At 65.6% G+C, this 13,301-nt stretch carries 10 protein-coding genes; 4 read left to right on the top strand and 6 right to left on the bottom strand.

Annotation, left to right across the window (positions count from 1 at the left end):
• Positions 1–35: 35 nt before the first annotated feature.
• From CA236_RS05790 to CA236_RS05780, 3 genes are all read right to left on the bottom strand, one after another.
• A complete protein-coding gene (locus tag CA236_RS05790; RefSeq protein WP_164518880.1) occupies positions 36–3,092 on the bottom strand; it encodes a TonB-dependent receptor in 3,057 nt (1,018 codons plus the stop codon).
• Between the two features lie 172 nt (positions 3,093–3,264).
• Entirely contained in the window at positions 3,265–4,335 is a 1,071-nt protein-coding gene (locus tag CA236_RS05785; protein WP_125944909.1) for an acyl-CoA dehydrogenase family protein, read from the bottom strand.
• A 116-nt stretch (positions 4,336–4,451) separates the two neighbouring features.
• Complete coding sequence (locus CA236_RS05780) at positions 4,452–5,672, bottom strand: acyl-CoA dehydrogenase family protein (RefSeq protein WP_046410494.1); 1,221 nt, start codon at positions 5,670–5,672, stop codon at positions 4,452–4,454.
• Between the two features lie 123 nt (positions 5,673–5,795).
• Here CA236_RS05780 and CA236_RS05775 point away from each other — a divergent pair, with 123 nt between their 5' ends.
• Positions 5,796–7,004, top strand: coding sequence for an MFS transporter (locus CA236_RS05775; protein WP_125944908.1), 1,209 nt, complete (start codon positions 5,796–5,798; stop codon positions 7,002–7,004).
• Between the two features lie 46 nt (positions 7,005–7,050).
• Positions 7,051–7,749, top strand: a complete 699-nt coding sequence (locus tag CA236_RS05770; protein WP_125944907.1) for a glutathione binding-like protein — start codon at positions 7,051–7,053, stop codon at positions 7,747–7,749.
• Between the two features lie 99 nt (positions 7,750–7,848).
• Here CA236_RS05770 and CA236_RS05765 read toward each other — a convergent pair whose 3' ends face one another.
• Positions 7,849–8,634 (bottom strand): SDR family oxidoreductase, encoded by a 786-nt coding sequence (locus CA236_RS05765; RefSeq protein ID WP_125944906.1) that lies wholly within the window; start codon positions 8,632–8,634, stop codon positions 7,849–7,851.
• Between the two features lie 67 nt (positions 8,635–8,701).
• Between CA236_RS05765 and CA236_RS05760 the strand changes: the two genes are divergently transcribed.
• A complete protein-coding gene (locus CA236_RS05760; RefSeq protein ID WP_125944905.1) occupies positions 8,702–10,246 on the top strand; it encodes a class I adenylate-forming enzyme family protein in 1,545 nt (514 codons plus the stop codon).
• The gene (locus tag CA236_RS05755) at positions 10,243–11,028 is read left to right on the top strand and encodes a thioesterase family protein (protein ID WP_125944904.1); all 786 of its coding nucleotides are present in this window, start codon (positions 10,243–10,245) and stop codon (positions 11,026–11,028) included. Before CA236_RS05760 ends, CA236_RS05755 begins: the two co-directional genes overlap by 4 nt.
• A 49-nt stretch (positions 11,029–11,077) precedes the next feature.
• Here the strand turns inward: CA236_RS05755 and CA236_RS05750 are convergent, their stop codons facing one another.
• The gene (locus CA236_RS05750; protein WP_046410484.1) at positions 11,078–12,397 is read right to left on the bottom strand and encodes an Nramp family divalent metal transporter; all 1,320 of its coding nucleotides are present in this window, start codon (positions 12,395–12,397) and stop codon (positions 11,078–11,080) included.
• 32 nt (positions 12,398–12,429) lie between these two features.
• Complete coding sequence (gene mtnP / locus CA236_RS05745; RefSeq protein WP_125944903.1) at positions 12,430–13,299, bottom strand: S-methyl-5'-thioadenosine phosphorylase; 870 nt, start codon at positions 13,297–13,299, stop codon at positions 12,430–12,432.
• Positions 13,300–13,301: the final 2 nt, after the last annotated feature.

Here is a 13,301-nt window from a genome sequence, read left to right as displayed (position 1 = left end):
CAGCAATGTTTCGCAACAATGCTGCCCGCCGAAGGTCAAAAGGCCTGTGAAACCGCCGCTTTCAGGGTGAACCCGAGCGGCGACGCAGTGAAGCTGTCGTAATTGGGGTCAAGGCGCGCAAACGGCGGGTCGCGGTTGAAGATGTTGACCGCCGCAAGCGTGAAGGTCGTGCCGGTGTCAAGCGCCAGACGGTACGTCGCGTCGAACGTCCGCCAAGATCCGATTTCCTTGCCGCGGGTTACCGACGCTCCAGCCAGTGCACCCGCGTTGGGCCCGAAAATGGCGGGACCGCGCTGATCGGTATAGCCGTCGACATAGTTGAACTGGAGCCTCAGCGAATGTGGCCCGGTGTCCCCCTGCACGTACCAGTTCCCGCGCCATTGCGGGATCGGGTATGCGGTGGTCTGGAAATTCAGCTTTCCGACCGCGTCGAACGCTGGCTGCACCAGAATGCCTTCGACGAACAGATCCTTGATATCATAATCGATGACATAGGTCGCAGCGCCGCCCACGGTGAGTTCGACGGGGCCGAGTTCACCCCGATAGCTGGCGGTGAAATCAAGGCCGGACGTCTTCACGTCTGCGCTGTTGAACACCTGCGTACGCAGGCGGCTGACATTGTTGATGCCGCAACCCGCTGCGTTGAAGGTGAAGCGCGACTGGAGTGCGGCAAAGGCCGGATTGCCGCAATTGGCGGTGCCACTCGCGCCGAACAGCGCATTGGCCAGCCCGGACACCGGCTCCGATTCGATCGGCCCCTTCAGGTCGTAGCGCCAATAGTCGAGGCTGGCGTTGAACGGCCCGCGATCGATCAGGATGCCGCCATTATAGGTGGTTGCGCTTTCCGGGCGCAGGTTTGGATTGCCGAAGATCTCCACCGCGCGGAAACCGGTGCCGATCACCTGCAGCGACACGCCGGACCCCGACAGGTTCTGAGGCGGCGGCCCACGGAAACTGGTACCGACGCCGCCGCGGATGCCGAGCCAGTCGGTCAGCTCGATCTTCAGGCGCGCCTGCGGATCGAAGGTGGAGCCCACGTTGCCGCGGTAATCCTCATAGCGCGCCGACAATTGCAGGTTGATCGCGTCCATGATCGGGATCTGCAGCTCGGCGAACAGGGCGTACACATCGGCGTCCGCCGTGCGTTCGGGATTGGTGCCGAGGAAGCCGAGCGCCCCGGTTTGCGGGTTACAGGTCGCATTCGGGTTGAGCGGCGTTCCCGGGCACGGCGTCACAGCGATATTGGCGTCGTTGTTGAGCAGCGTCTGGAACGTGTTCTTGCGATACTGCCCGCCCACCGCAAACCCGATATCCCTGTCGGCCCACAGCCGGATGCCGGTACGCCCCGAAAGCGCGACGTCGCCGACATATTGCTGGGTGCGCACCTGCGTGTTGGGCGTGCGGAAGAACAGGTCGATCGTCGCCAGGTCGTTGATGAGGCCAGCGCCGGGCGAGAGATTGAAGCCGGCAGGATTGCGCGTGCCCGCAAAGTTAGGGTTGAGGATGCCGGTGACCGCGTTGACCGGTATCGCGGTGGAGAACGGGTTGAAGAACGTACAGCCGTTGGTGCCCGCGAGGCCCGCCAGCTGCGCCGGGGTCAGGCCAGCGCGCGAGGCGGTCGACGCATAGGCGCAATTGGGGCCGCCGAAGCCCGCCATCGCATTCTGCAGCAGATCGCCGAAGGTGTCGGTGCCGTCATAGTCGCGATGATATTCGCTGAAGGTGAAGCCCGTCGTGAAATCGATGTTGCTGCTGACTTCTATATGAAGGTCGGCGGTGAAGCGCATCGCCTCCGTCTCGCGCTTCGAGACGGCGGAGCCGCGATCGTTGCTGCGGCTCTCGAACAAGGGATTGCCGCCCAGCAGGAAGGGCCGGAACAGCACCGGCAACGCGACCGCGCTGTCGAGTGCGCCGGACGCAGAGCGCGAGCACCCCGCCTGCGCGCCGTACAATGCGCAATAGTCACGCAGCGCCGGTGCATAGCCGGGGATGACGAACAGCGAGCCATTGCCGAACGCCGCGTTTGTCGATGGCGGAAGCGTCGGCAGGTAGCTGGGCGAGCTCGTCACCCGGGTGTTGGTGAACGAATACAGTCCCGTCAGGCGAAGCGACGCATTGTCAGCCACGTCGAACTCGGTGTCGAGGAAGGCCTGGAAGCGCTCCTCCGGCTCGATCAGATTATCGAACTGGCCGAATTGCGTGAAGCAACGGTCGGTGTTGGAGCCGGGCGCGCTGCGGAAGCCGCCGAGCCCTTCGCAGCCGAGATCAGTCGTGAGATTGATGCCGCCGACCGTACCGTTGAAATCGAAGTTGCCGGGGCTGCCGCCCCCGGTCCACGCACCTTGTGGGTTGGTGGGATAGGGCTGCACCGCGAAATCACGATCGGTGAAGCGAAGCTCGGAGCGCCGCTGATAGCCGATCGAGGCAAAGACACGGAAATTGTCCTGTTTGTGCCCGTACGACGCCGCCGCACCGTAATCGCCGTTCGACCCCTTGATCCAGCGATAGTCACCGGAAACGAGGAAGCCTTGCTGATCGGTGCGCGTGATGAAGTTCACCACGCCCGCGATGGCGTCCGACCCATAGGTCGCCGCGGCGCCATCTTTCAGGATTTCGACCCGGCCGATCGCGGAGGTCGGGAACATGTTGACGTCGACGATCGGGATGCCGAGCCCGGATGGCACCATGCGCTTGCCGTTGAGGAGCACCAGGGTACGCTGCGGCCCCAGACCACGCAAGTTGACCGAGGCAACACCTTCGGAGCCTTGCGCGCGCGTGTCGAACTGATTGGCGTCACCCACCGTGCCGTTCGCCACGGTCAGGTTCTTGAGCAGATCGACCGCCGTCGGTGCGCCCTGCTTCGCCAGTTCCTCGCTGGAGATGACATCCACCGGCACGGCCAAGTCCTCCGGCGTGCCGCGGATCAGCGTGCCGGTGACGACGATGTCGGGTGCCGACGTATCGTTGGTGGCCGGTGCCGACTGGATGGCCGTGGGGTCGCCGCCGATCTGTGCGTGCGCCGTTCCGGCGGTGAGAAGGGCCCACGCGAGCGCCGAACATGCGGTGCCGCGGACGAAAAGCGCTTTCGCCATCATCTCTCTCCCGATGCGGTCAGCCTCTATTCGGGCCGTACCGTCTCATCGAATAGACGACGCGCTTTCCGTAAGGTCAAGCGGCAATGCGGCTCATGACCTTTTGGCAGAATAAAAATGGCGGGTGTTGCAGAGAACACCCGCCGCCATACCGAAATTACTGTAACGCGTTTTAATATCCGTTGAGCCGCGCAAAACGGTCACGATGGTAGCTGGCATTGCCCCACATCGTCTCCAGCACGGCGGAGCGCTTCAGATACAGGCCGGCATCATATTCGTCGGTCATGCCGACGCCGCCGTGCAGCTGCACCATCTCACGGCTGACGAGACGCAGCGTGTCATTCGCCACTGCCTTTGCCAGGCTGACAGCCTGATCGACGTCCGAACGGTTTGCGTCGATTGCTTCCAACGCGCCCTCAACGGCGGACCGCATCAGCTCGATCTCGGTCTTCATCTTTGCCATGCGGTGCTGCAGCGCCTGGAAGGTCGACAGGACCTGGCCGAACTGCACGCGCTGCTTGAGGTAGTCGAGCGTCTGGCTGAACGCGTTCTCCGCCATGCCGAGCATTTCCGCTGTGGTGACGGCAGTGGCGCGATCGACAATGGCGCGGCTGAGCTCCGGCCCGCCGAGCTTCTCAGCCGGCGCGTTGGTGAAGGTGACGTCGGCATGGCTGCGGCTGTCCGCCATGCGGCGCGTCTGGACGGTGACCCCCTCACCCTTCGCCACGGCATAGAGGCCATCAGCAGCGGCGACGACGAACACGTCAGCGCCGTCACCCTCGGCGACGAACTTCTTGGCACCACTCAGCGAACTGCCCGACACGGTGGTTTGGAGATTATCGACACCGGTGTGCAGCGGGCCTTCATCGATCGCGAGCGTGGCAACCGCCTCGCCGCTGGCGAGCTTGCCCAGCCAGTCGGACTTTGCCGCGTCGGACGTGCCCGTCGCGATCGCGCTTGCCGCGACTGCGGTCGAAGACAGCGGGCTCACAGCCAGATTGCGGCCGAGCTGCTCGACCACCAGTCCGAGCGATAGATAACCGAAGGCAGAGCCACCGAATTCCTCGGGGATGAGAATGCCCGCCCACCCCATCTGGCCAATCGTATTCCATGCCTCGGCATCGAACCCCTTGGCCGGTGCTGCGTCGCGCAGCTTGCGGAACGCGGTGGTTGGCGACTCATTGTCGGCCCACTCGCGCGCCATGTCGCGCAACATCACCTGTTCGTCGTTCAGCAACGCCATTTCTCAAACCCTTTAACGAAGGACCTGCCGGGGAGGGCGGACGTCTGTGCGCCCGCTCCTCGACCCGGCCCTCTCCGACGCGTTCGCCCGCGCCTAACCGAATAACAAACCAGCGATTACTGGTGGTCGAGCATCCCCAGGATGCGCTTCGCGATGACGTTGTTCTGGATCTCGGTCGAACCGCCGTAGATCGACACCGCCTTCCCCCACAGCCAAGTGCGGGTTGCCGCCAGTTCCTCGTTGCTGAAGCCCTCGCCTTCCCAGCCAAGGCCCTGCATGCCCATGATCTCGATCGCCAGCTCGGCGCGATCCTGAGTGATGCGGGCGCCGACGTTCTTCATCACGCTGGTGGCGGCGGACGGACCGGCATTGCCCTTGGCCTCGAGTGCCGCACGGCGCAGCGTGAGCGCGAAGGCGCGCTGGTCCATCTCATGCTTGATGATGCGGGTGCGCAGGTCGCTGTCAGCGAGCTTCCCTTCGGCATCGACGCCGCGATACTTCTTCGCGATCGACGGGATCTGCTCGCCCTGGTTCATGCGGCCCTGCGAGCCGCCGCCGCCGGAAAGCGAATTACGCTCGTGCTGCAGCAGGCGGGTGCCGATGGTCCAGCCCTGCCCTTCCTGGCCGACCAAATTCTCCTTGGGCACCTTCACGTTGGTGAAGAAGGTCTCGCAGAAGGGCGAGGCGCCAGAGATCAGCTTGATCGGGCGGGTTTCGACGCCCTCGGCATCCATGTCGATCAGCAGGAAGCTGATGCCGGCATGCTTCTGCGTCTTGTCGGTGCGCACCAGCGCGAAGCACTTGTCCGCCCACTGGCCGCCGCTCGTCCAGGTCTTCTGGCCGTTGACGATGTAATGATCGCCCTTGTCCTCGGCGAAGGTCTGCAAGGACGCGAGGTCCGAACCGGCGCCCGGCTCCGAATAGCCTTGGCACCAGCGCACTTCACCGCGGACGATGCCGGGGATGTGCTTCTGCTTCTGCTCCTCGCTGCCATATTCCAGCAGCGTCGGCCCGAACATCATCACGCCCATGCCGCCGATCGGGTTCCAGGCGCCGATGCGCGCCATTTCCTCACCCAGCACGCGCGCCTGTTCGCGGGTCAGCCCGCCGCCGCCATATTCCTTCGGCCAAGTGGGCGTGCCCCAACCCTTGGCGCCCATCGCCTCGCGCCACGCCTTCTGCTCGGCGGTTTCCTCCGTCGGACCATCAACGGCCGACATGGCGTTATCCTTGCCACGCAGGCTTTGCGGGAAGTTAGCTTCGAGCCAGGCGCGCGCCTCAGCGCGGAAAGCATCAATCGTGTCTGCGGAACGGTCCAGTTCGGCGGCGCTTGCCATCAATCATTTCTCCGAAGCCGATTCTGAATATCGGGTATGGCGCATTCATGCCACGTTTCCGATGGCAAGCAAAGCGACAACTGTTACCTGTTCGTCTATGCGGTTTCGCCGGAAGGTGAGCTGATGCGATTCGATCATCCAGCCGTGCCCGTCGCGATCGCAGCGATGCTGATCGATTCCATCGGTTTCGGGATCGTGCTTCCCGTTCTGCCGGCGCTGATCGTAGAGCTCGGACGCGTCGATCTTGCCGAGGCGACGCGGATCGGCGGCTATCTGCTGGCAGTCTACGCCGTCACCCATTTCTTTGCTGGTCCGGTAATCGGCAGCCTTTCAGACAGATACGGCCGACGGCGCGTATTGCTGATCAGCCTGTGCTGCTTCGGGATCGACTACGCCTTCATGGCCTTTGCGCCGTCGCTCGGCTGGCTGTTTGCAGGCCGCGCCATCGCCGGAATCGCGGGCGCGACCTATGGCCCGGCCAATGCCGTCATCGCGGACGTCACGCCGCCCGAACAGCGCGGCCGCATGTTCGGCCTGTTGGGCGCGGCCTTTGGTGGCGGGTTCATCCTGGGGCCGGCGATCGGCGGCTTGCTGGGTGACCTGGGACCGCGCGCGCCCTTTGTCGCTGCGGCGGCGCTGGCCTTCGCCAATGCGGGGCTGATCCTGGCGGTGATGCCGGAGACGCTGGCGCCGGAGAACCGTCGCCCCTTCGACTGGCGCCGTGCCAATCCGGTCGGCGCGTTTGTCCCGCTCTTTCACGCCGGCGGTGCGGCGGCGCTGCTGATCGGCGCGTTGCTGTGGCAAATCGCGCATATGGTCTATCCCTCGACCTGGACCTTTTACGTCAGCATCGCGCTGGGATGGGACAGCAAGGCGATCGGATGGTCGCTGGCCGCATCAGGCCTGTCGATGATGCTGGCGCAGGTGTTTCTGATCGGGCCGACGATCAAGCGGTTCGGGGAGGATCGTACGGTGCTGATCGGGTTGACCGCGGGGGTGATTGTCTTTGCGCTCTACGCCTTTGCGCAGCAGGGGTGGCAACTCTATGCGCTGATCGCGGCCGGGGCGGTGACCGGGGTGGTCGGACCGTCAATCAATGCGATCTTATCAACCCGCGTCGACGCCGCGAACCAGGGTGCGTTGCAAGGTGGGCTGGCAAGCCTTTCCAGCGTCGCGGCCATCTTGGGCCCGCTGGCGATGACCCAAGCACTGGCCTTTGGTGCCGAGCGCGGCCACGCGGGCGGTGCGTTCCTGCTCGCCTCGTTGCTGTGTGCCGTCACCTTTGCCGTGTTCCTGCTGGGCGTGGTGCGGCGTCGCGCGGTGCTTGCCTGATCGGCCCTAGCCCCCATCTGGCCCACGAACCACAAGGGAGAATTGCATGATCGATCTTCATTATTGGCCGACACCAAATGGGCACAAGATCACGCTCTTCCTGGAGGAAGCCGGCGTTCCCTACCGGATCATTCCGGTGAACATCGGCACTGGCGAGCAGTTCAAGCCCGACTTCCTGAAGATCGCGCCGAATAACCGGATGCCGGCGATCGTCGATCATGAACCGAGCGATGGAGGCGCGCCGATCTCCGTCTTCGAATCGGGCGCTATCCTGTTGTATCTGGCCGAAAAGACCGGTCGCTTCGGGGGTGACACCATGCGCGCGCGGGCCGAGGTGAACCAGTGGCTGATGTGGCAGATGGGGGGTCTGGGACCGATGCTGGGACAGAACCACCATTTCCGCAATTACGCGCCCGAGAAGGTGCCCTACGCGATCAACCGATATCTGAACGAAACCAATCGCTTGTACGGCGTTCTTGATCGCCGCCTGGCAGATCGACCGTTCGTGGCGGGCGAGGATTACACGATCGCGGACATGGCGAGTTATCCCTGGATCCTGCCCGAGGCACAGGGGCAGGATCTGAGCGAATTTCCCAACATCGCCCGCTGGCACGCCGCGATCAAGGCGCGGCCGGGGACCGAGCGGGCCTATGCCAAGGGGAAGGAGATCCAGCCCGCGCCGGCGCCGATGTCCGACGAGGCGAAGAAGGTGTTGTTCGGCCAGACCGCGAACACGGGGCGCTGAGCCGGCCCGCCGTGATACCCCGCCGGCCTGCTGGCGGGGTATCACGGCCTGTTACCGGAGATTATTGGCCGCGAACCGAGACATCGCGGCCAGCAACCTTCAATTCTCCCGACCGGGACGGCGGCTGCCGCCGGTATCGAGGTGGAAGCCGGCATCGACGCGCCAGGTTTCGCCGGTAATCGCGCGGCCGGCGGGGTCGAGCAGCATCTCGATTGGGCCGGCGATATCCTCCGCCTCAGGAGCCATCGCCATCGGGGTACGGCGCGCGACATTGGCGTCGAGCTTTGCTTTGCCCTCCACGCCGAGCGACTTTTCGAACCAGCCGGTGCCGACATAGCCGGGCGCGACGGCGTTGACGCGGATTGCCGGCGCCAGGACGCGGGCGAGGCTTTGCGTCATGGTGATCAGCGCGCCCTTGGAAGCGGCATAGGCGATCGAGGAGCCGACGCCGTGGATCCCGGCGATCGAGGCGATATTGACTACGGCGCTCATCGGCCCTTCGCGCATCGCGGGCGCAGCGGCGCGGACCATCTGGAAGGCGGCAATGGTGTTCAGCCGGTAAATGTCGATGAAATCGTCGGCGTCGAGGCCGTCGAGATCCTCATGCATGACATGTTTGGTACGGCCGGCATTGTTGACGAGGAAATCGAGCCGGCCGAAGGTGTCAGTGGCGGCGGCAACGAGCTTCCGACATTCGGCGTCGTCGGCGATGTCGGCCTGTACCGCGATCGAGCCGTTGCCGACCTCTGCCGCCAGCGCCTCCGCCTCTGCGCGGCTGTGCGCATAGTTGATGACGCTGCGCACGCCGCGTGCCGCGAGCCGGCGAACCACCGCTGCCCCGATCCCGGTACCCCCGCCGGTGACGATTGCCACTCCGCCGTCCATTTGACTCTCCTTTAAATTCGAATGTCGCGTATGGCATTCGGCAGCGGCGCCCGCTAGCGCAGGAATCATGGAGAGAGTTGAAGACCTGCTCGCACGGGATTTCGGCACCTTGCCGGACCTGATCCGCCGCCACGCCGCCAACCAGCCCGACAAGCTGGCGATCGCCGATGGCGACGCGCAAATCACCTATGCCGAGCTGGACCGGGCGATGGACCGCGCCGCGGCGGCGCTTCAGCGCGACGGCACGGCGCAGGGACAGGCGGTGGCGATCGTCAGCTATCCGAGCGTCGCGCAGTCGATCGTGTTCCTGGCCGCGGTGCGCGCTGGTTCGATCGCCGCGCCGATCCAGCCATCCGCCACCCCGGAGCAGATCGCCGGCATGGTGGAGGACAGCGGCGCCAACCTCGTCTTCCTCGATCGCGCCAATGCCGATGCGCTGGCCGGCCAGACGATGTCGGCCCGGATCGTCATGCTGGAGGAACTGGACCAGTGGCTGGCGCCGGAGGAGAGCACGCCGACGCCGGTCGAGATCGCGCCGCTCGACGGGTTCAACATCATCTATTCGTCGGGCACGACCGGCATCCCCAAGGGGATTGTGCAGAGCCACACGATGCGCTGGCAGCATCTGTCGCGCAACAGCACGGCCGGGTTCGACACCGCCGTCACGCTGCTGGCAACGCCGCTATATTCGAACACCACGCTGGTCAGTTTCCTGCCGACGCTCGCCTGGGGCGGCACGGTGGTGCTGATGAAGAAGTTCGATGCGCGCCGTTATCTGGAGCTGGCGCAGCAATATCGCGCGACGCACACGATGCTGGTGCCGGTGCAATATCAGCGCATCATGGCGCTGCCCGATTTCGACAGTTTCGACCTCAGCGCCTTCCGCTTCAAGACCTGCACCTCAGCGCCGTTCAAGGCCGAGCTGAAGCGCGACATCCTGAACCGCTGGCCGGGCAAGCTGGTGGAATATTACGGCATGACCGAGGGCGGCGCGTCATTCATCCTGGTGGCGGACGAGAACCCCGACAAGCTGCACACCGTCGGCAAGCTGTCGCCCGGGCATGAGGCGTTGCTGCTGGACGAGGACGGCAACGAAGTGGCGCCCGGGGAGATGGGCGAGATCGTCGGGCGCTCGCCGGCGATGATGAACGGTTATCACAAGCGCGAGGGCGCCACGCGCGACGCGGAATATCATGACGCGGAGGGCAGGCGCTGGATCCGCCACGGCGACGTCGGGCGGATCGACGAGGACGGCTTCCTGATCCTGATGGACCGCAAGAAGGACATGATCATTTCGGGCGGGTTCAACATCTACCCGTCCGATCTGGAAGCGGTGCTGGCGCAGCATCCGGCGGTGGCCGATTGCACCGTCGTTGGCGTGCCGAGCGAGGAATGGGGCGAGACGCCGGTCGGCTTCTACGTCCCCCGCCCCGGCGCTGCGGCGAGCGCGGAGGAGGTTCGCGCAGCGGTCAATGAGAAACTGGGCAAGACCCAGCGACTGTCGAAGCTGTACGTCACCGACGAGCTGCCGCGCAGCGCGATCGGCAAGGTATTGAAGCGCGAGCTGCGCGATCGGCTCGCCCAGGGTGAATTCGAAGGGGTGAATGCATGACGAGCCTGAAGCAGATCCTGGACGGTCTGACCCCGCTGGGCGATGGCCCCGGCTGGCGCGGCGAGATCCCGGACGGGTGGCTGCAGGGGCGGACCGGCTATGGCGGGCTGTCGGCGGCGATCGCGCTGCACTGCGCGATGCAGTCCGAGACCGACCTGCCCCCGCTGCGGTCGGCGCAGGTAAGCTTCATCGGCCCGCTGGCCGGGCCGATCTTGGTAACGGCGCACCGGCTGCGGCGGGGCAAGAATGCGGCGTTCATCCAGGCCGATATCGAGAGCGAGGCGGGGCTTGGCCTGCGCTGCACCTTCGTCTTCATGCGCGCGATCGAAAGCGAGCTGGATTATGCGGTGACGACGGTGCCCGATTTCGCGAAGCCGGGACCGGATGAAACGACCTTCAAGGGGCATCCGGCGGTCGCCTTCACGCAGAATTTCGAGTTCCTCGACCGCCGCGACGGGCCGAACCTGCTGCCCGCCGAATGGCTGCGCTGGACGCGGCTCAACGAGCGCGAGGGGCTGGACCCGATGGTGGAATTGCTCGCGGTGGGTGACTGCCTGCCGCCGGCGGCGCTGCGGCTGATCGGGCGCAACGTGCCGATGAGCTCACTGACGTGGATCCTGAACGTGCTGGGGCCGCAGCCCACGACCGAGGACGGCTGGTGGCTGCTGCGCTCCAACGCCGATTATGCGCGCGCGGGCAGTTCGTCGCAGCAGATGGGCATCTGGAACAGCCGGGGCGAGATGGTCGCCGAGCAGATGCAGTCGGTGGCCGTGTTCGCCTGATTGCACATTGCCGGGCGCCGCGCGATGGCGCAGGCGCCCGGCAGGCACCCTAGCCCTGGCCGGTCATCATGCCCCAGAGCATCCAGCCGTTGAGCAGCACGATCACGGCGGCGATCCCCCAGGCAAGCGCGATCAGCCAGCGCGGGGCGGCCATCGACCCCATCAGGCGCCGGCTGCCGGTGAAGGCAACGAGCGGCAGGACCGCGAAGGGCAATTGCAGGCTGAGCACGACCTGACTGAGCACCAGCAATTGCGTTGCGCCGGAATCGCCGGCGATCAGCACGCCCGCCACCGCCGGGATGATGGCGAGGCCGCGGGTGATCAGCCGCCGCAGCCACATCGGCAGGCGCAGTTCGAGGAACCCCTCCATCACGATCTGCCCGGCGAGCGTGCCGGTGACGGTGGAATTCTGCCCGCTCGCGAGCAAAGCGATGGCGAACACCGCGCTCGCCGCGCCGACGCCGAGCATCGGGGCGAGCAATTGATGCGCCTCCTCGATCTCGGCCACTTCGGTACGGCCGGCGACGTGGAAGGTGGCGGCGGCGAGCACCAGGATCGCGGCGTTGATGAAGAAGGCGAGGCCGAGGCTGACGGTGGAATCGATCGTCGCCATCTTCAGCGCGTCGCGCTTTTCAGCGACCCCCTTCCCCACCGCGCGGGTCTGCACGATCGCGGAATGGAGGTAGAGGTTGTGCGGCATCACCGTGGCGCCGAGGATGCCGATCGCGATGTAGAGCATCAGCGGGTTGCTGATGATCTCGGTCGTCGGAATGAGGCCGGCGGCAGCGGCCGCCCAGTCCGGCCCGGCCCAGGCCAGCTCGAAGGCGAAGCAACCGGCGATGACGATCAGCAAGGCGGCGACGAACGCCTCCAGCCGGCGGAAGCCGTAGCGTTGCAGCGCGAGGATCAGGAACACGTCGACCGCGGTGACGCAGACGCCGGCCACCAGGGGTAGCCCGAACAACAGCTTCAGCGCGATGGCGGTGCCGAGCACCTCCGCCAGATCGCAGGCGATGATGGCTATTTCGCACAGCACCCACAGGACGAAGCTGACGGGCCGCGAATATTGCCGGCGACATGCCTGGGCGAGATCCATCCCCGCCCCGATGCCGAGCCGGGCCGACAATGCCTGAAGCACGATCGCCATGAGGTTCGACAAGAGGATGACGCTGAGCAAGGTGTAGCCGAAGGCCGAGCCGCCGGCGATGTCGGTCGCCCAATTGCCCGGATCCATATAGCCGACGGCGACCAGCCAGCCGGGGCCGACGAACGCGAACAGGCGGCGCCAGAAGCCGGCGCCTTCGGGAACACGGATGGAGGCATAAACCTCCGGAAGCGATCGCAACGGTTCAGTAGCGGCAGGCTTCATCGAAGCTGCCATGCGGGACGTGGATGAGCGATTCAACCGTTTAGTCGGGCGAGTATGGCGGAATTCTGTGCGGCGAGTGCGGGATCGCAGCGGTCCGGCGCGGTGAGGATCGCGCCGTTCAGCGCCGTGTCGATCGGCGACGGGGTACGCTGCGCCGGCAGCGCGGCGACCAGGGCGCGGATCATCGACCGGGCGATGACGCCGTTCGCCGCCATCTGCGCGACGATCTCGCTCACCTCCACTGGCTGCTCATTCTCGCGCCAGCAATCGTAATCGGTGACCATGCCGACCAGCGCGTAGGGCAGCTCCGCCTCGCGTGCGAGCCGCGCCTCGGGCATGGCGGTCATGCCGATGACGTCGCAGCCCCATTGGCGATACATCTCGCTTTCGGCGCGGGTGGAGAATTGCGGGCCCTCCATCGCGAGATAGGTAGCGCCCTCGGTCACCTTGCCGCCCACCGCCTGGACCGCGGCGCCGGCGAAGGCGGACAGCCGCTCGCACACAGGATCGGCGAGCGAGACGTGCGCCACCATGCCGGTGCCGAAGAAGCTGGCGGGACGGCCGACGGTGCGGTCGATGAATTGGTCGACGACGACGAAGCGGCCGGGCGCCAGCTCCTCACGCAAGGAGCCGACCGACGAGACGCCGATCAGGTCAGTGCAGCCGGCGCGCTTCAGCGCATCGATGTTGGCGCGGACCGGAATGTCGCCGGGCGCGATGCGATGGCCGCGGCCGTGGCGGGGCAGGAAGCGCAGGCCGACGGGGCCGATGCGGCCGAACAATATGTCGTCCGAGGTCGTGCCCCAGGGGGAGGAGACGGGCCGCCACTCAGCGTCCTCAAGCCCCTCAATCGCGTAGAGGCCGGAGCCGCCGATGATGCCGATCGTCCATTGCGTGTTCATCG

Source organism: Sphingomonas sp. ABOLG (genome assembly GCF_003950435.1).
GTDB lineage: Bacteria > Pseudomonadota > Alphaproteobacteria > Sphingomonadales > Sphingomonadaceae > Sphingomonas > Sphingomonas panaciterrae.
This window is presented reverse-complemented; position numbering and strand designations above follow the sequence as displayed.